Source organism: Nocardioides caeni, assembly GCF_004912195.1.
In the GTDB taxonomy this organism is placed as follows: Bacteria; Actinomycetota; Actinomycetes; order Propionibacteriales; family Nocardioidaceae; genus Nocardioides; species Nocardioides caeni.
This window is the reverse complement of sequence record NZ_STGW01000013.1, coordinates 91178-109457: the sequence shown is the minus strand read 5'-3', so window position 1 is coordinate 109457 and position 18280 is coordinate 91178. Positions and strand designations below refer to the sequence as shown.

General features: G+C 72.2%; 18 protein-coding genes. 17 read left to right on the top strand and 1 reads right to left on the bottom strand.

All coding sequences use genetic code 11. From position 1 onward, the window contains the following. Nucleotides 1-216: 216 nt before the first annotated feature. Nucleotides 217-567: a single-stranded DNA-binding protein gene (locus tag E9934_RS16205; RefSeq protein WP_136563934.1), complete on the top strand. Its 351-nt coding sequence runs from the start codon at nt 217-219 to the stop codon at nt 565-567. On the opposite strand, the gene E9934_RS16200 is transcribed toward E9934_RS16205, so the two are convergent. After that, entirely contained in the window at nt 527-1687 is a 1161-nt protein-coding gene (locus tag E9934_RS16200; protein WP_158295033.1) for a DUF1015 family protein, read from the bottom strand. The two genes, E9934_RS16205 and E9934_RS16200, sit on opposite strands and share 41 nt — an antisense overlap. A 50-nt stretch (nt 1688-1737) precedes the next feature. On the opposite strand from E9934_RS16200, the gene E9934_RS16195 reads away from it, so the two are divergent. The 16 genes from E9934_RS16195 to E9934_RS16120 all read left to right on the top strand — a co-directional run bounded on the left by E9934_RS16195 (nt 1738) and on the right by E9934_RS16120 (nt 18278). After that, complete coding sequence (locus E9934_RS16195) at nt 1738-2781, top strand: HAD-IIA family hydrolase (RefSeq protein WP_238695008.1); 1044 nt, start codon at nt 1738-1740, stop codon at nt 2779-2781. A 9-nt stretch (nt 2782-2790) separates the two neighbouring features. Next, nucleotides 2791-2979 carry a hypothetical protein gene (locus E9934_RS16190; RefSeq protein ID WP_136563932.1) on the top strand — a complete coding sequence of 63 codons (189 nt, stop codon included), beginning with the start codon at nt 2791-2793 and terminating at the stop codon, nt 2977-2979. Between the two features lie 2 nt (nt 2980-2981). Beyond that, a complete protein-coding gene (locus tag E9934_RS16185) occupies nt 2982-3815 on the top strand; it encodes a TlyA family RNA methyltransferase (protein WP_136563931.1) in 834 nt (277 codons plus the stop codon). After that, on the top strand, nt 3812-4792 hold the full coding sequence (locus tag E9934_RS16180) for an NAD kinase (RefSeq protein ID WP_136563930.1): 981 nt from the start codon (nt 3812-3814) through the stop codon (nt 4790-4792). The genes E9934_RS16185 and E9934_RS16180 overlap by 4 nt, the downstream gene beginning before the upstream one ends. Then, complete coding sequence (gene recN, locus E9934_RS16175; RefSeq protein ID WP_193556915.1) at nt 4789-6537, top strand: DNA repair protein RecN; 1749 nt, start codon at nt 4789-4791, stop codon at nt 6535-6537. The genes E9934_RS16180 and recN overlap by 4 nt, the downstream gene beginning before the upstream one ends. A 32-nt stretch (nt 6538-6569) precedes the next feature. After that, on the top strand, nt 6570-8270 hold the full coding sequence (locus E9934_RS16170) for a CTP synthase (RefSeq protein ID WP_136563944.1): 1701 nt from the start codon (nt 6570-6572) through the stop codon (nt 8268-8270). Nucleotides 8271-8300: 30 nt separating this feature from the next. Beyond that, complete coding sequence (locus E9934_RS16165) at nt 8301-8891, top strand: NUDIX domain-containing protein (protein ID WP_136563929.1); 591 nt, start codon at nt 8301-8303, stop codon at nt 8889-8891. 9 nt (nt 8892-8900) lie between these two features. After that, on the top strand, nt 8901-10016 hold the full coding sequence (ald, locus tag E9934_RS16160) for an alanine dehydrogenase (RefSeq protein ID WP_136563928.1): 1116 nt from the start codon (nt 8901-8903) through the stop codon (nt 10014-10016). 18 nt (nt 10017-10034) lie between these two features. Beyond that, nucleotides 10035-10982 (top strand): site-specific tyrosine recombinase XerD, encoded by a 948-nt coding sequence (locus E9934_RS16155; RefSeq protein WP_136563927.1) that lies wholly within the window; start codon nt 10035-10037, stop codon nt 10980-10982. Beyond that, on the top strand, nt 10975-13506 hold the full coding sequence (locus E9934_RS16150) for a DEAD/DEAH box helicase (protein ID WP_136563926.1): 2532 nt from the start codon (nt 10975-10977) through the stop codon (nt 13504-13506). Before E9934_RS16155 ends, E9934_RS16150 begins: the two co-directional genes overlap by 8 nt. Nucleotides 13507-13824: 318 nt before the next feature. Beyond that, nucleotides 13825-14640: a ParA family protein gene (locus E9934_RS16145; protein WP_238695012.1), complete on the top strand. Its 816-nt coding sequence runs from the start codon at nt 13825-13827 to the stop codon at nt 14638-14640. Beyond that, nucleotides 14625-14957 carry a hypothetical protein gene (locus tag E9934_RS16140; RefSeq protein ID WP_136563924.1) on the top strand — a complete coding sequence of 111 codons (333 nt, stop codon included), beginning with the start codon at nt 14625-14627 and terminating at the stop codon, nt 14955-14957. Before E9934_RS16145 ends, E9934_RS16140 begins: the two co-directional genes overlap by 16 nt. A gap of 10 nt (nt 14958-14967) precedes the next feature. After that, nucleotides 14968-15828, top strand: coding sequence for a segregation and condensation protein A (locus tag E9934_RS16135; RefSeq protein WP_136563923.1), 861 nt, complete (start codon nt 14968-14970; stop codon nt 15826-15828). Then, nucleotides 15821-16462 carry an SMC-Scp complex subunit ScpB gene (scpB, locus tag E9934_RS16130; protein ID WP_136563922.1) on the top strand — a complete coding sequence of 214 codons (642 nt, stop codon included), beginning with the start codon at nt 15821-15823 and terminating at the stop codon, nt 16460-16462. Before E9934_RS16135 ends, scpB begins: the two co-directional genes overlap by 8 nt. Next, on the top strand, nt 16459-17211 hold the full coding sequence (locus E9934_RS16125; protein WP_136563921.1) for a pseudouridine synthase: 753 nt from the start codon (nt 16459-16461) through the stop codon (nt 17209-17211). Before scpB ends, E9934_RS16125 begins: the two co-directional genes overlap by 4 nt. Further along, nucleotides 17208-18278, top strand: a complete 1071-nt coding sequence (locus E9934_RS16120) for a prephenate dehydrogenase (protein WP_136563920.1) — start codon at nt 17208-17210, stop codon at nt 18276-18278. The genes E9934_RS16125 and E9934_RS16120 overlap by 4 nt, the downstream gene beginning before the upstream one ends. The last annotated feature ends 2 nt before the right edge of the window (nt 18279-18280 follow it).

The following is an 18280-nucleotide window of genomic DNA, read 5'->3' as shown; positions in this document are numbered from 1 at the left end:
AGAGGATGTGGGAGAGTAGGACGCCGCCGGACAAACATTGCCCAAGGGCCAGCACTTCGCGTGCTGGCCCTTGGTGCTTTTTCGAGCCCTTTCGTGTCCACAGCCAACAGTTCCGAGGCTCCTGTCCACAGGCCGCTCCGGGACTGAAGGGGTGGAGTCGGCGCGCTTCGGGAGTCTCGTCTCGTTGTCCCATGAGAAAGCGACAAGGAGAGCGAGATGAGTTCCAACAACCCCAACGAGGTCCGACTGGTCGGTCGGGTGTCGGCCGCGCCGGAGACACGTGCCCTTCCCAGCGGCGACCAGCTGTGCCTGGGCCGCCTGGTGGTGCCGCGGCCCGAGACCCGCATTCTGCCGTCGGGCCGGAAGGCGCCCTCGGTCGACGTGATCGACCTGACCGGATGGTCGGCGCGGGCTCGTCGGTCGATGTCGGCCTGGTCACCGGGAGACGAGGTCGAGGTGACGGGTGCGCTGCGCCGCCGCTTCTATCGCGCGGGCGGGTCGACGGCGTCGCGGGTCGAGGTCGAGGTCACGACGGCCCGCCGGCTCCGGCGTGCAGCGTCCGGATGAGGACACCCAGGCTGGGTTTCGGCTGGAAGGAGGTGGCCTTCTCCGGGAGGAGGCGGTCCTGGGCGGCGATCGCGAGTACGAGATCGACGCTCGGAGCGGGCATCAAGACGGCGACCTGGTCCGGCCGTGCCTTGGCCAGGGCGTCCTCGACGCTGTGGTGGTAGCCGATGCTGGCCGGCCCGTGCGCCAGCTCGGGAAGGATCCTGCGGTGCAGCATCTCGACGGCCGCCTCACCGTCGTCCAGGTCGAGCATGATGATCGCCCACGTGCTGCCGTCCGTGGCGGCCAGACACGTGGGCGACAGCGCGGCGACCGCATCACTCTGGGCGACGGCCTCGAAGCGCTGCCCGACGGCCAGGACCGCGTCGCGGAGGTCTGACAGCGAGGTGGCGGTGAGCGTGCGGTGGATGGGGCCGAGGAAGAGCGGCGTGTCGTCCTGGTCGACGAGCATCGCGAGGCCGAAGTCCCTGGTCCGCGGGGCGGTCTCGGAGCGGTGCTGGGCGGCCTGGCGCCGTTGGAGACGGAGGTAGGCGGCGTAGCGGTGATGGCCGTCGGCGATCAGGACCCGGCTCGGCGCGAGCTCCTCGGCGATGCCGACCAGCAGCTCAGGCTCCCGGATCGCCCAGATGCGGTGCTGCTGCTGTCCGCGGTCGGTGAACGCGTGGTCGGGAGCGCGCTGCGCCACCTCGGCGAGGAGCCGGCGCTGACGTTCGGTGCCACGATGCACGAGCAGGATCGGGGCGGGGTTGAGCTGCATCTCCTCCATGCGGTCGGCGAGCTCGTCGGCCTGTGCCGGATGGATCCCCTCGTGGGGCAGGACCGCACGCTCCTCAGGGCGGGTCGCCCGGTGTGAGACGTCGAGCGCGCCGACCAGCCCGCGCACGGTGATGCCGCCAGCGGTGTATTCGTGCAGGTAGAGAGCCGGCTCTGCATCCCGACGCAGGTATCCCCGCCCCTGCCACCGGGAGAGACGGGCCGAGACGTCCTTGTAGGGCCGTGCGAAGGCGCGCCCGGTGGTCGGGTTGCCGACCCGCGCCGGAGCGAGTCGGAGCGCCGGGAACGGCTCGAGACGCAGGGGGCCGGCGACGTACGGCGGCGTCACGAGCGTGCTGGCGTCCATTCGGACCATCGTACGGATGTGGCCCTGCGCGGGGATGGCAAGGTGGAGCCGTGTTGCGCTCCTCCCGCGGTCCGCTGACCGACGACCATGACCTCGCGATGTTGGACCTGGACGGCGTGGTCTACGTCGGCCCGGCGGCGGTCCCCGGCGCGGCCCAGAACCTCTCCCGGGCGCGCACCCTGGGGTTGCGGCTCGCGTTCATCACGAACAACGCGTCCCGGGAGGCGTCGGTCGTTGCACAGCACCTCACCGAGCTGGGCATCCCTGCCGCGGCGGACGAGGTCGTGACCAGCGCGCAGGCCGCGGCCCGACTCCTGGTCGACAGGTGGGGGCAGGGGGCGGCCGTGGTGTGCCTCGGCGGCCCGGGCCTCGCTGCCGCACTGGGTGAGGCCGGGCTCATCCCCGTGGCGGTCGACGCGGAGGCAGTCGCCGTCGCGTCCGGCTACGGCCCGGACGTGCGCTGGGCCGAGATCACCCGCGTCGCGATCCGGATCCGGGACGGGCTGCCGTGGGTGGCCAGCAACACCGACGCGACATTTCCCACGCCCGACGGCCTGGCGCCCGGCCACGGCGTCCTCGTCACGATGCTGTCGTCCTTCACCGGCGTCCAGCCCCTCGTCGCCGGCAAGCCCGAGCGGCCGCTGCTCGACGAGACGGTCCGGCGTACGGGAGGCCGCCGCCCGCTCATGGTCGGCGACCGTCTCGACACCGACATCGCCGGCGCCCATCGCGCGGGGATGGCGTCCCTGCTCGTGCTCACGGGGGTGACCGGGCTGCCAGAGCTGGTCGCCGCACGTCCGGACGAGCGACCGACCTATCTCGCACCCGACCTCGCCGGGCTCGTGGAGGCGCACGCCGCGCCGGTCCGTGCGACCCCGGGGCGGGCCGGGTCGACTGCCGGCTGGGCAGCCGGCGGCTGGTCGGCCCGGGTCGACGACGGTCGACTGGTGCTCGACCCGACCGCGCCGGACGCGGCCGTCGACGACTGGTGGCGCGCCGCCGCTGCCGCCGCCTGGGAGCACCTCGACGCCTCGGGGGACGTGGTCGACATCTCGGACCTCGACGTACCGGATCCCACGCCTCCGGCGCGATAGCCTCGGGCCATGACCGAGGTACCTGTTCCGGCGCCCACCCCCACCGGGGTCGACGCCGTCGACCGCGTGCTCGACCTGGTCGCCGGCCTGGCCGACCGCCCGCTGGCCGAGCACGCCGGCGTGCTCGAGGCAGCCCATGCCGACCTGCGCGCGGCGCTCGACACCCCGCCCGGCTCCGCGCCGAACGCCGCCCCCTGACCGTGCCCCCTCGCCGTCTCCGGCTCGACGCCGAGCTGGTCCGCCGCAAGCTCGCGCCCTCGCGCGAACGGGCCGCCCAGCTCATCGCCGAGGGTCGCGTCAAGGTGTCCGGAAGCGTCGCGACCAAGGCCGCGACAGGCGTGACCACCGATGTCGCGATCGTCGTCGTCGAAGGCGCGCACGGCCCGGACTACGTCTCCCGTGGCGCCCACAAGCTCGCAGGCGCCCTCGCGGCGTTCGCCCCGCTCGGCCTGTCCGTGACGGGCCGTCGCTGTCTCGACGCCGGCGCCTCCACCGGTGGCTTCACCGACGTCCTGCTGCGCGCGGGCGCCCGGCAGGTCGTGGCCGTGGACGTCGGCTACGGACAGCTGCACTGGTCGCTGCAGCAGGACGAGCGGGTCGTCGTGCACGACCGCACCAACGTCCGCACCCTGACCACGGAGGTCATCCACGGTGCCGTCGACCTCGTGGTCGGCGACCTGTCCTTCATCTCCCTGACCCTGGTGCTGGATGCCCTGCTCGGCGTGACCGGGGCGGACGGCGACCTGGCCTTGATGGTCAAGCCTCAGTTCGAGGTCGGCAAGGACCGGCTCGGCAAGGGCGGCGTCGTCCGGGACCCGGAGCTGTGGGCGGAGACCGTGCTCGGCGTGGCGCACGCAGCCGCCGCGCGCGGGTGGGGTGCGCAGGCCGTCACCGTGAGCCCGCTGCCGGGCCCGTCGGGCAACGTCGAGTTCTTCCTGTGGCTGCGTCGCGGGCCGTCCGTCGTCGACGACGAGACGATCGCCGCGGTGGTCCGCCGCGGCACGTCGGACGCGGATGAGAGGGTGGCGCCATGACGACGGTCCCGGCGAGCTCCCCGCGGCGCGTCCTGGTGCTCGCGCACACCAGGCGCCCGGAGGCGCGCGACGTCGCGCGATCGTTCGTGCGCGAGCTGAGCGCCCACGGGATCGTGGTCCGCCTCCTGCAGGCGGAGGCCGACGACCTGGATCTCGACCCGGAGGCCTATCACCCCGCGGTCGAGCTGACCGACTCCGAGACCGACGCCAGCCGCGGGTGCGAGCTGACCGTGGTCATCGGCGGCGACGGCAGCATCCTGCGCGCCGCGGAGGTCACCCACACCCGGCTGACACCGGTGCTGGGCGTGAACCTCGGCCACGTCGGGTTCCTCGCCGAGGCCGAGCAGGAGGACGTCGCGGCCACGATCGACGCGATCGTCCACCAGCGCTACACCACCGAGGACCGGCTCACACTCGATGTGAGGGCCTTCGTCGACGGCCAGCTCGTCTACACGACCTTCGCGGTCAACGAGGCGAGCGTCGAGAAGGCCGCCCGGGAGCGGATGCTCGAGGTCGTCGTCGAGATCGACAGCCGACCGCTCTCACGCTGGGGCTGTGACGGCGTCGTCTGCGCCACGCCCACCGGCTCCACCGCCTACAACTTCAGCGCCGGCGGGCCGATCGTGTGGCCGCAGGTCGAGGCGCTGTGCATCGTGCCGTTGAGTGCCCACGCCCTCTTCGCGCGGCCGATGGTCGTCGCGCCCTCATCGGTCATCGCGATCGAGGTCCTCGAGGGCAACCAGGGCTCGGGAGTCCTGTGGTGCGACGGTCGCCGCAGCGTCGACCTGCCGCCGGGCGCCCGCATCGAGGTCAGTCGCGGTCTACGGCCGATCCGGCTGGTCCGGCTGCACCAGGCGCCGTTCACCGATCGGCTCGTCGCGAAGTTCGGGCTGTCGGTCGAGGGCTGGCGAGGTACGGCGGAGCAGCGCCACCGCACCCGGGAGATCGACACCGTGGCAGGGGAGGACCCGCAGTGATCGAGGAACTGCGCATCAGCTCGCTGGGTGTCATCGACTCCTCGACCCTCGAGCTCGGACCGGGCCTGACCGTCATCACCGGTGAGACCGGTGCCGGCAAGACCATGGTCGTCACCGCCCTGGGACTGCTGCTGGGTGGTCGGGCCGACAGCGGGGCCGTGCGGGCCGGTGCCCGACAGGCCCGGGTCGAGGGCCTGGTCGCCGCCCGCGCGGTCAAGGGGCTGACCGAGGCGATCGAGGAGGCCGGGGGCGAGGTCGAGGACTCCTCGGTGGTGCTGGCCCGCAACGTCAGCGCCGAGGGACGCTCCCGAGCCTTCGCGGGCGGCGCCGCCGTGCCCGTGTCCACGCTCGCCGAGATCGCCGAGCCGCTCGTCGCCGTCCACGGGCAGTCCGACCAGCACCGCCTGCTCAAGGCTCGCACGCAGCGGGAGGCCCTGGACCGCTTCGGCGCCCTCGCCGACCTGCACGCGGAGTACGCCGACGTCCACGATCGTCTCGTCGCCACCGAGCGCGAGCTCGCCGAGGTCACCGCGTCGGCCCGCGAGCGCGCCCGGGAGGCCGACCTGCTCCGCTTCGGCGTGGACGAGGTGGCCGCCGTCGCGCCCCAGCCGGGCGAGGACACCGAGCTCGCCGCGGAGGAGGCCCGGCTGGGCCACGCCGACACCTTGCGCGGCGCCGCCGAGCAGGCGCGCGAGGCGCTCTCCAGCGAGCACGGCTCGCCCGACGGTCTCGGCGCTCTCGCCGCGGCCCGGGCCCTGCTCGAGGGCGTGCGCGAGCACGACACCGACGTCGCCGCGCTGGCCGACCGGGCAGCCGAGGTGAGCTACCTCCTCTCCGACCTCGCGGCCGACGTGGCGTCGTACGCCTCGGGCGTGGACACCGACCCCCTGCGGCTCGCGGCCGTCTCCGAGCGTCGGGCTGCGCTGCTCGCCCTCACCCGCAAGTACGGCGACAGCGTGGCTGCCGTCCTCGAGTGGGCCGAGACGTCGTCGGCCCGGTTGCTCGACCTCGACTCCACCGACGAGCAGATCGGGCAGCTGACCGCGGCCGCCGACGCGCTGCGCGCGGAGCTCGCCTCGGCGGGCGCCGCGCTCTCGACGGCCCGCACGGAGGCGGCAGGTCGCCTCGCCACCGCGGTCAGCGACGAGCTCACGCTGCTCGCGATGCCGCATGCCGAGCTCACCATCCGGGTGGCGGCGCGGGCAGTCCCCGCACCGCCGGCGGCGGAGCGGCCACCTGCCGACCTCGTCGAGGTCGACGGTTCGTGGGTGCGCTTCGGGCGCAGCGGGCTCGACGACGTCGAGTTCCTGCTCGCGGCCAACAGCGGCAGCGAGCCGCGGCCGCTGCACAAGGGTGCATCGGGAGGTGAGCTGTCCCGCGTGATGCTCGCCGTGGAGGTCTGTCTCGCCGGCACCAGCCCGGTGCCGACCTTCGTCTTCGACGAGGTCGACGCCGGCGTCGGCGGTGCCGCCGCCGTCGAGATCGGACGCCGGCTGGCGACCCTGGCCCGCGACGCCCAGGTCCTCGTGGTCACCCACCTGCCCCAGGTCGCCGCCTTCGCCGACCGGCACGTCCTCGTCGAGAAGGCGAGCGACGGCACGGTCACCAGCTCCGGGCTGGTCACCCTCGATGACGAGGGTCGCGAGCGTGAGCTCTCGCGCATGCTCGCGGGGCTCGCGGAGTCCGACACGGCGCTGGCCCATGCCCGAGAACTGCTGGACCTGGCGCGCCGGCGTGCAGGCTGACGCGGAAGGCCCTAGGATGGAATCCCGTGAGCATGACGCCCGGTAGTCAGACAAAGCACCTCTTCGTCACCGGGGGCGTCGCCTCCTCTCTGGGCAAGGGCCTGACGGCCTCGAGCCTGGGACGTCTTCTCCGTTCGCGCGGCCTCCGCGTGACGATGCAGAAGCTCGATCCCTATCTCAACGTGGATCCCGGGACGATGAACCCGTTTCAGCACGGTGAGGTGTTCGTCACCAACGACGGTGCGGAGACCGACCTCGACATCGGTCACTACGAGCGGTTCCTCGACACCGACCTCAACCAGATCGCCAATGTGACCACCGGGCAGGTGTATTCGTCGGTCATCGCCAAGGAGCGCAAGGGCGAGTACCTCGGCGACACCGTGCAGGTGATCCCGCACATCACCGACGAGATCAAGGACCGCATCCTCGCGATGGGTCGCGGCACGGGCACGGACGCCGTCGACATCGTGATCACCGAGATCGGCGGCACCGTCGGCGACATCGAGTCGCTGCCCTTCCTCGAGGCCGCGCGCCAGGTGCGTCACGACATCGGCCGCGACAACTGCTTCTTCCTGCACGTCTCGCTGGTGCCCTACATCGGGCCGTCCGGTGAGCTCAAGACCAAGCCCACCCAGCACTCCGTCGCGGCGCTGCGCCAGGTCGGCATCCAGCCCGACGCCATCGTGTGCCGTGCCGACCGTGAGCTGCCCGAGGGCATCAAGAAGAAGATCGCGCTGATGTGCGACGTCGACCAGGAGGCCGTCGTCACCGCGGCCGACGCGCCGTCGATCTACGACATCCCCAAGGTGCTGCACCGCGAGGGCCTCGACGCCTATGTCGTACGACGCCTGAACCTGCCGTTCCGCGACGTCGACTGGACGATCTGGGACGACCTGCTCCGCCGGGTGCACCACCCGAAGGAGGAGGTCACGGTCGCGCTGGTCGGCAAGTACGTCGACCTGCACGACGCCTACCTGTCGGTGGCCGAGGCGCTGCGCGCCGGCGGCTTCGCGCACGAGGCCAAGGTCAACCTGCGCTGGGTTCCGTCCGACGACTGCGAGACGGCGGCCGGCGCGGCCAGGAACCTCTCCGACGTCGATGCGGTGTGCGTGCCCGGTGGCTTCGGCATCCGCGGCCTGGAGGGCAAGCTCGGCGCCCTGACCTACACGCGCACCCACGGCATCCCGACCCTCGGCCTGTGCCTGGGCCTGCAGTGCATGGTGATCGAGTACGCCCGCACCGAGCTTGGTCTGACGCAGGCCGGCTCCACGGAGTTCGACGCCGCGACGCCGGAGCCCGTCATCGCCACGATGGAGGAGCAGAAGTCGATCGTCGACGGCGCCGGCGACCTGGGCGGCACGATGCGGCTGGGCCTCTATCCGGCGAGTCTCGCGACCGGATCGATCGCGGCCGAGGTCTATGGCGCCGAGATGATCGAGGAGCGGCACCGTCACCGCTACGAGGTCAACAATGCCTACCGCGACGGCCTCGAGAAGGCCGGGCTGGTGTTCTCCGGCCTCAACCCCGACCTCGACCTCGTCGAGTTCGTCGAGCTGCCGCGCGACGTGCACCCCTACTACATCGGCACCCAGGCCCACCCCGAGCTGCGCTCGCGGCCGACCCGGCCGCACCCGCTGTTCGCGGGTCTCGTGGGCGCCGCGATCACCCGTCAGCGCGAGCTGCGCCTCGAGATCGACGAGAGCGGCCTGCACCCCGACCCCGTCGACGAGTAGTGGCGACGAGTAGTGGCGACGAGTGATCCGGTGAGCGTGCGGGACAGTCCGGCGTCGTGGCCGGTCGTCGCGTCGACCGACCTGCACCGCGATGCGTGGATCCTCGCGCTCCGCGCCGACGTCGTACGACGGCCCGGGGCCGACGACGAGGAGCCCTTCCGCCGCCTGGTGGTGGAGCACCCGGGCGCCGCGGTGGTCCTGGCCATCGATGCCGACGACCGGGTGCTCTGCCTGCGGCAGTATCGGCACGCGGCGCAGCAGCGGCTGATCGAGCTGCCGGCGGGCGTGTGCGACCACGAAGGTGAGGACCCGCTGGAGGTGGCGCGACGGGAGCTGCTCGAGGAGGCCGCGATGACGGCGGAGCGGTGGACGCCGCTGCTGTCCACGTTCAGCTCCCCGGGCTACTCGGCCGAGCGGATCCACTACTTCCTGGCCGAGGGGCTCGGCGCGGGCGACCGCGGCGACTTCGTGCTGGAGCACGAGGAGGCGGACCTGGAGACACTCTGGGTCCCGTTCGACGAGCTGGTCGAGGCGATCCTGCGCGGCGACGTGGCCGACGGACCGGTGGTCCAGGTCGTCCTCGCCTGCGAGGTGCTGCGCAAGAGGCAGGCCCGGGCGTAGTTTGTCGGAATGCGCGTCGGCATCCCCGCTGAGGTCAAGGACCACGAGTACCGCGTCGCCATCACCCCCGTCGGGGTGACCGAGCTGACCGCCCACGGTCACGAGGTCGTCGTCCAGTCGGGAGCCGGCGCCGGCTCGTCGATCGCGGACGCCGCCTACGTGGCCGCGGGCGCCTCGATCGTCCCCGACGCCGACGCGGTCTGGGGGACCGCCGAGATGGTCCTCAAGGTCAAGGAGCCGGTCGCGCAGGAATACCACCGGATGCGCGAGGGGCAGGTGCTGTTCACCTACCTCCACCTCGCCGCCGACAAGCCGCTCACCGAGGAGCTGCTCGGCCGCCGCGTCACCGGCATCGCCTACGAGACCGTCCAGCTGCCGTCCGGCGCGCTGCCGCTGCTCTATCCGATGTCGGAGGTGGCCGGTTGCCTCGCGCCGCAGGTCGGCGCGCACTCGCTGCTGAGGGCCCAGGGCGGCCGGGGCGTGCTGCTGGGTGGCGTCGGCGGCGTGGCCAACGCCAAGGTCGTCGTGATCGGCGCCGGGGTGGCGGGCCAGAACGCCGCCAACATCGCGCTCGGCATGGGCGCCGACGTGACACTGCTCGACACCGACCTGGACAAGCTGCGGATGTCGTTCTGGCGCTACAACAACCGGGTCCACGGCCTGGCGTCGTCGCGCCTCGCGATCCAGCAGCAGGTGACCGAGGCCGACCTGGTCATCGGCGCGGTGCTGATCCCCGGCGCCGCGGCGCCGAAGCTGGTCAGCAACGACCTGGTCGCGCAGATGAAGCCCGGCTCGGTGCTCGTCGACATCGCCGTCGACCAGGGCGGCTGTTTCGAGGACACCCGGCCCACGACCCACTCCGACCCGACCTTCCCGGTGCACGGCTCGACCTTCTACTGCGTGGCCAACATGCCGGGCGCCGTCCCCCACACCTCGACCTACGCACTGACCAACGCGACGCTGCCCTACGCCGTCGCGCTGGCAGACAAGGGATGGCGTGACGCATGCCGGGCCGACGCGAGCCTGGCGCTCGGGCTCAACACCCACGCCGGCGAGCTGACGAACGCCCCCGTGGGCGAGGCCGTCGGCATCGCGTCGGTGCCACTGGCCGACGCGCTGAGCTGACCGCGCTAGCCTGACCGGGTGAGTCAACCGGGTGCGATCGATCGGGCGATCCGCACCTACCTCGACCACCTCACCGTCGAGAAGGGGCTGGCGACCAATACGTTGACGTCCTACCGGCGCGACCTGCGCCGCTACCGCGAGCACCTGGTCGCCTCGGGCATCGACGATCTCGACACGATCACCGAGGCCACGGTCACCGAGTTCAAGACGAGGCTGCGCGAGGGCGACGCCCACCACCCGCCCCTCGGCGCCTCCTCGGCTGCGCGGACGGTGGTGGCGGTGCGGGGCTTCCACCGGTTCGCGGTCGCCGACGGCCTGGCCCGGATCGACCCGGCTGCCGCGGTGAAGCCGCCCACGCCGGCCAAGCGACTGCCGAAGGCACTCCCGCTCTCCGACGTGGAGGCGATCCTCGAGGCGGCGGGCGCGCCCGACACGCCCCTGGCCCTGCGGGACCGCGCCCTGCTGGAGCTGCTCTATGGCACCGGGGCCCGGATCTCCGAGGCCGTGGGCCTCGACGTCGACGACGTCGGGCACCTGACCGATCCCGACGACAGCGACGCCACGCTGCTGCTGAGCGGCAAGGGCGGCAAGGAGCGGCTGGTCCCCGTCGGCTCCTACGCCCGCTCGGCCCTGGCCGCCTATCTCGTCCGGGGACGACCCGCGCTCGTGTCCGCGGCCAACCCCGCGCTCTTCCTCAACTCCCGCGGCGGGCGCCTGAGCAGGCAGTCGGCGTGGGCGGTGCTGGTCAAGGCGGCCGAGTGCGCCGGGGTCACCCGTGACGTCTCGCCGCACACGCTGCGCCACTCGTTCGCCACCCACCTGCTCGACGGCGGGGCCGACGTCCGTGTGGTGCAGGAGTTGCTGGGCCACGCCTCGGTCACCACGACGCAGGTCTACACGCTGGTCACCGTCGACAACCTGCGCGAGGTCTTCGCGACCGCCCACCCGAGAGCGCGCGATGCCTGACGCCTACGACCGCATCCTGGAGTATGTCGACGAGCAGGGCCTCTCGCTCTATGACCACCAGGAGGAGGCGATCCTCTCCCTGCTGGCCGGCGACAACGTCGTCCTCGCGACGCCGACCGGCTCCGGCAAGTCGCTGGTCGCGATGGCCGCGGCGATGGCGGCGCTCGCCGAGGACCGGGTGACCTTCTACACCGCGCCGATCAAGGCGCTGGTGAGCGAGAAGTTCTTCGACCTGGTCGAGGTCTTCGGCGCGGCCGACGTCGGGATGCTCACCGGCGACGTCGCGGTCAACGCGGACGCACCGGTCATCTGCTGCACGGCCGAGGTGCTCGCCAACATCGCGCTGCGCGAGGGCGCGGCCGCCGACGTCGGCATGGTCGTGATGGACGAGTTCCACTTCTACGGCGAGCCGGGCCGCGGATGGGCGTGGCAGGCGCCGCTCATCGAGCTCCCGCAGGCCCAGTTCCTGCTGATGTCGGCCACCCTGGGTGATGTCAGCGGGCTCGCCGCCGACCTGACTCGTCGCAACGGCCGCGACACCTCGGTCGTCGACCAGGCGGAGCGGCCGGTGCCGCTCGACTTCAGCTGGTCCCTTGACCCGATGGGGGAGAAGCTCACCGAGCTGGTGACGACTGGCCAGGGCCCCGTCTACGTCGTGCACTTCACCCAGGCGGCGGCCGTCGAGCACGCCGTGTCTTTGCTCGCCGGCCCCGGGCGCCTCGACACCGCGTTGCCCCGGGACCGCAAGGACCAGATCGCCGAGCGGCTCGCCCCCGTTCGCTTCGCCGCCGGCTTCGGCAAGACGCTCAGCAAGCTGCTGCGGCAGGGGATCGGCGTCCACCATGCCGGAATGCTGCCGCGCTATCGCCGCCTCGTGGAGCAGCTCGCCCAAGCGGGCCTGCTCACCGTCATCTGCGGCACCGACACCCTCGGCGTCGGCATCAATGTGCCGATCCGCACCGTCCTGTTCACCGGCCTCGCCAAGTTCGACGGCAGCCGGCAGCGCGTGCTGCGGACCCGGGAGTTCCTGCAGATCGCCGGCCGCGCGGGGCGTGCGGGCTTCGACACGGCGGGCTACGTCGTCGTCCAGGCGCCCGCGCACGTCATCGACAACGAGAAGGCCAAGGCCAAGGCGGCGGCCAAGAACGCGGCGATGAGTGCCGAGAAGCAGGCGAAGCGCGGCTCCAAGGCACAGCTGAAGAAGCCACCGGCCGGCACCGTGGTGTGGACCGAGCAGACCTTCGACAAGCTCGTCGAGGGCAGGCCCGAGCCGCTGAAGTCGCAGATGAAGGTCGACAACTCGATGCTCGTCAACGTGCTCTCCCGTGAGGAGGACGCCTTCGGTGTCATGAGGCGGCTGCTGACCGACAACCACGAGGACCGCAAGAGCCAGCTGCGCCTGGCCAAGCGTGCCGTGCGGCTAGCGCGCAGCCTGGTGACCTCCGAGGTGCTGACCCGGCTCGACCAGGTCGACGGCTTCGGTCGCCGCTACGTGCTGACCGAGGCGCTGCCGGAGGACTTCGCGCTCAATCAGCCGCTGTCGCACTTCGCGCTGGCGGTCCTCGACGTGCTCGACCCCGACAGCCCGGAGTTCATGCTCGACGTGGTCTCGGTCGTCGAGGCGACGCTCGAGGCACCTCGGCCGCTGCTGATGGCCCAGCGCCACGCCGCCCGTGGTGAGGCGATCGCGGCGCTCAAGGCGGACGGCGTCGAGTACGACGAGCGGATGGCCCTCATCGAGGACGTGACCTGGCCCGAGCCACTCGGCGACCTGCTCGAGCCGCTCTTCGAGACCTACCGCGAGCGACACCCCTGGCTCGCCCCCGACGCCCTGGCGCCGAAGTCGGTCGTGCGTGAGATGTGGGAGCAGGGGATGGGGTTCACCGACCTGGTCTCGCGCTACCAGGTGGCCAGGTCCGAGGGGCTGGTCCTGCGCTACCTCACCGACGCCTACCGCGCGCTGCGGCAGACCGTGCCCGCCTCCCACCGCACCGAGGACCTCGAGCTCCTCATCGAGTGGCTGGGGGAGACGGTCCGCCAGGTCGACTCCTCGCTGCTCGACGAGTGGGAGGCGCTCAACGACCCGGCCCACGCATCGGAGGCCGTCAGCCACCACGAGCCGCCGCCGCCTCCGCGTCCGCTCAGCCAGCGCGGCCGGGTCTTCGACGTCATGGTCCGCAACGCCCTGTGGCGCCGGGTCGACCTCGTCGCCCGCGACGACGTCCCTGCCCTGGCGGCCCTCGACCAGGCCCACGGAGACGCGGACTGGGGTCAGTCCGACTGGGACCAGGCGATCGACGACTACTACGCCGAGCACGATCGGCTCCTCACGGACGCGGACGCCCGCGGCCCCTCCCTCCTGGAGGTCGAGAAGACGGCCGGGCGGTGGGTCGCCACCCAGACCCTGCACGACCCGGAGGGCCACCACGACTGGGTGATCCGCGCCGAGGTCGACCTCGCCGCCAGCGACGAGGCCGGCGAGGCCGTCGTACGCACCCTGGCGATGGAGTGCCTGACCAGCTGACCAGCTGACGTTCGGCCCGCCCGGCGCGCCTCCCGAATGTCGCCGTGTCGACATTGTTGGATGGAAGGGTCCCGGGCTCTGGGGAAGGAGCCCGCAACCACTCGACGACACGCGATGACAAAGGTGAGGGCAATGGTCGGTATCTATGGAGGATCCAGTGCACCCGACATGCCGCCGCGGGTGCAGGTCCCGCTCGGCTCGGAGGACGCGATGACCCTGCAATTCCCCACCACGCCAGAGGCGTCCGAGCCCACGGCTGAGGTCGCGACGGAGCCCGCCGGCGAGGTCACCGGCAAGCTCGGGCCGACGGGGCGCCCGATGCCCGTGCTGCCCACGCCGAAGCCGGTGACGGCCCACGGCAACGCGCGGGTGATCTCCATGTGCAACCAGAAGGGCGGCGTCGGCAAGACCACGACGACCATCAACCTGGGTGCCGCGCTCGCCGAGTTCGGCCGCAAGGTGCTGCTCGTCGACTTCGACCCGCAGGGCTCGCTCTCCGTCGGCCTGGGGCTCAACCCCCACGAGATGGACATGACGATCTACAACCTGCTGATGGACCCGGAGACGACCCTCGACGAGGTCGTCGTCCCCTCCGGCGTGCCCGGCATGGACCTGCTGCCCTCCAACATCGATCTCTCGGCCGCCGAGGTGCAGCTCGTCCACGAGGTGGCTCGCGAGCAGACCCTCCAGCGCGTGCTGGCCCCCGCGATCGCCGAGTACGACGTCATCCTCATCGACTGCCAGCCGTCCCTGGGCCTGCTGACGGTCAACGCGCTGACTGCCTCGCACGGCGTGATCGTCCCGCTCGAGTGCGAGTACTTCGCGCTGCGGGGTGTCGCGCTCCTCAAGGCGACCATCGACAAGGTCAAGCAGCGCCTCAACCCCGGCCTCGAGGTCGACGGCGTCCTCGGCACGATGTACGACGGCCGCACGCTGCACGGTCGCGAGGTGCTCGAGCGCCTGGTCCAGGCGTGGGGCGACCAGGTCTTCCACACCGTCATCCGCCGCACGGTGAAGTTCTCCGACTCGACGGTCGTCGGGGAGCCGATCACCACCTATGCCAGCGGGTCCAGCGGTGCCGAGGCCTATCGGCAGCTCGCCAAGGAGGTGGCCCTGCGGTGCCTCGACGCGTGAGCCTGCCGACCGCGGACGACCTCTTCCGGCCCACGTCGGAGCCTGCCGTCCGTGCGGTCCCGGACGCCCCGGAGCAGATCGTGGCGCCGGAGGCGCCCAAGGGCCCGAGCGGCCGGGTCAAGCACGACGAGAAGATCACGGTCTACGTCACGGCCGCCGAGCTGCTCGAGCTGGAGCAGGCACGGCTGGTGCTGCGCGGCCAGTTCGGGATCCCGGTCGACCGGGGCCGGCTGGTCCGTGAGGCCCTCCACATCGTCCTCGCGGGGCTCGAGTCCGAAGGGGAGGACTCCGCGCTGGTCAGGCGCCTGCGTGAGTGAGGATGAGGGCATGCAGGAGCAGGCGGAGCAGGAGACCGGCGCCGATGCCGGCACCGGCTTCGCCGTCCGGCTCGACAACTTCGAGGGCCCTTTCGACCTGCTGCTGAGCCTGATCTCGAAGCACAAGCTCGACGTCACCGAGATCGCCCTGTCGAAGGTCACCGACGAGTTCATCGCCCACATCAAGCAGCTCTCCGGCCTCGACGACGCCGGCCTGGAGGAGACCACCTCCTTCCTGCTCGTCGCCTCGACGCTGCTCGACCTCAAGGCGGCCCGGCTGCTGCCCCAGGGCGACGTCGAGGACGAGGAGGACCTGGCGCTCCTCGAGGCCCGCGACCTGCTCTTCGCCCGTCTGCTGCAATACAAGGCCTACAAGCAGGTGGCGGCCGTGCTCGACGCCCGGCTGCAGATCGAGTCGAAGCGGTTCCCGCGTGCCGTCGGGCTGGAGGAGCGGTTCGCCGGCCTGCTGCCGGAGGTCCTGATCGGGATCGGCCTCGACGCCTTCGCGGCCCTCGCAGCGAAGGCGATGACCCCCAAGCCCGAGCTGCAGCTCACCCTGCACCACATCCACGCCCCCACGGTGAGCGTGCGCGAGCAGGCCGGGATCGTGCTCGACCGGCTGCGGCGCAGCGGCACGATGACCTTCCGGGCGCTGTGCGGTGACTCACCGGACACCCTGACCACCGTGGCGCGCTTCCTGTCGCTGCTCGAGCTCTTCCGCGAGGGCGCGGTCGCCTTCGACCAGGTGACCCCGCTGGGGGAGCTGACCGTGCGCTGGACCGGCGAGGACGACGTCGACGTCGACGAGCTGATCACCGACGAGTTCGACGGGGCGGTCGCCGCCCCCGAGGAGGAGAAGACCGATGACTGAGGAGTCGCTCCCGGTGCCCGTGGCTGCGCTGCGGCCGTCACTGGAGGCCGTGCTGATGGTGGCCGACGAGCCTCTCGACGAGGTCGCGCTCGCGACGGCGGTCGGCTATCCCGCGCCGGAGGTGGCCGAGGCGTTGCGCGCCCTGGCGGCGGACTACGACGAGCAGGACCGCGGCTTCGAGCTGCGCAACGTCGCCGGCGGCTGGCGCTACTACACACGAGAGGCCTACGCCGCCGTCGTCGAGGGCTTCGTGCTCGAGGGCCAGCAGGCGCGACTGACCCAGGCCGCGCTCGAGACCCTGGCCGTCGTCGCCTACCAGCAGCCCGTCTCCCGGGCCCGGGTCTCCGCGGTCCGGGGCGTCAACGTCGACGGCGTGATGCGCACCCTGATCAGCCGCGGCCTGGTCGAGGAGGCCGGCCGCGACGGCGAGCACGGCGCCACGCTCTATCGCACGACGTCCTACTTCCTCGAGCGCATCGGCGTCGTCTCCCTCGACGAGCTGCCCGAGCTCGCCCCCCACCTGCCCGACCTGGCCGAGATGGAGGCCGAGCTGGCCGAGGCCGTCGGCGCCAGCGAGCCGATCCAGACCGCCACGAGCACCACCACGAGTACCGCCCCGGAGGACACCGAGTGACCCGCGACATCGCCGTCGACGACGACGGCCAGATCCGTCTGCAGAAGCTGCTCGCCCAGTCGGGCGTGGCCTCCCGCCGTCGGTGCGAGGAGCTGATGCTCGACGGCGAGGTCGAGGTCGACGGCGAGATCGTCACCCGCCTCGGCACCAAGGTCGACCCGCGCACCGCGGTCATCAAGGTCTCCGGAAAGCGACTCCCCCCGGTCTCCGAGCACGTCTACCTCGTGCTCAACAAGCCGCGCGGCGTGGTCTCCACGATGGCGGACCCCGAGGGACGCCGCACGCTGAGCGACTTCGTCGCCGAGCGCCCCGAGCGCCTCTTCCACGTCGGCCGGCTCGACACCGACACCTCCGGGTTGCTGCTGCTGACCAACGACGGCGACTTCGCCCACCGCATGGCCCACCCGTCCTTCGAGGTCGAGAAGACCTATGTCGCCGAGGTCGTGGGCCGGATCGCCAAGGGCACCGTCGCCGACCTGCTGGCCGGGGTGACGCTCGACGACGGACCCGTCGAGGTGCGCCGGGCCCGGGTCCTCGATACCGCGGCCGACAAGTCGATCATCGAGCTCGTGATCCACGAGGGCCGCAACCGCATCGTGCGCCGCCTGCTCGACGAGCTCGGGCACCCGGTGCGCCAGCTGAGCCGCACCCGCTTCGGTCCCGTCGAGCTCGGCACGCTGCGCGGCGGATCCCTGCGCGAGCTCGGCGACGACGAGCTCGGCCAACTGCTGGAGCTGGTGGGCCTGTGAGCGGCGGGCTCGACGGACCGGTCGAGGTGGTCGGCACCGGCCTGATCGGTACGTCGATCGCGCTGGCCTGCCGTCGCGCCGGCCTCGAGGTGATCCTCACCGACCGCGACCCCGATCACGTGCGGACCGCATCCGGGCTGGGCGCCGGCCGGGCCCGGGCGGCGGGCGACGTCCCGCAGCTGGTCGTGGTCGCCGTACCTCCCGACGCGCTGGGCGCGGCGATCGCCGAGCAGCTCGACGCCGCCGGCCCCGAGACGGTGGTGACCGATGTCGGCAGCGTCAAGGTCGCGCCCCTGGACGCCGTCGCCGGCCACCCGGCGCTGCGTCGCTATGTCGGCAGCCACCCGATGGCCGGCACGGAGAACTCCGGCCCCCTGACGGCCAGCGCGGCCCTCTTCGACGGCCGCCCGTGGGCGGTCACGCCCGGACCGGACGCCGATCCGCGGGCCACCCGCCTGGTCGAGGCGCTGGTGCGCCTGTGCGGCGCGGTCGCGGTGATCCTGCCGCCGGGCGAGCACGACCGCGCCGTCGCGCGAACCTCCCACGTGCCGCACCTGATGGCCTCCCTGGTCGCCGGCACCCTGGCGGCGGCGACCCCGGAGCACCTGGCGCTGTCGGGCACGGGCGTGCGCGACGTGACCCGGGTCGCCGGGGGAGACCCGCGCCTCTACAGCCAGATCATCGGCGGCAACGCCCCGGCTGTGACGGCGCTGCTGCAGGAGGTCCGCGACCGGCTCGACCTCGTCCTCGAGGCCGTCGCGACCGACGACCGGGCTGGCCTGGAGTCGCTGCTGGCCTACGGCCAGGCCGGCACCCGCGCCATCCCCGGCAAGCACGGCGCCGCGCCGCAGCCGATGGAGGCTCTGCGCATCGCCGTCCCCGACCACCCGGGCGAGCTGGCCCGACTGTTCGCCGACGTGGGCGCCAGCGGCGTCAACATCGAGGACGTCCGGATCGACCACGACCCCGGTCGTCCGGTCGGCCTGGTCGAGCTCGACGTCATCGCCACGCGGACCGAGGAGCTGCGGTCCGCTCTGGAGTCGAAGGGGTGGGTCACCCACCGGTAGTC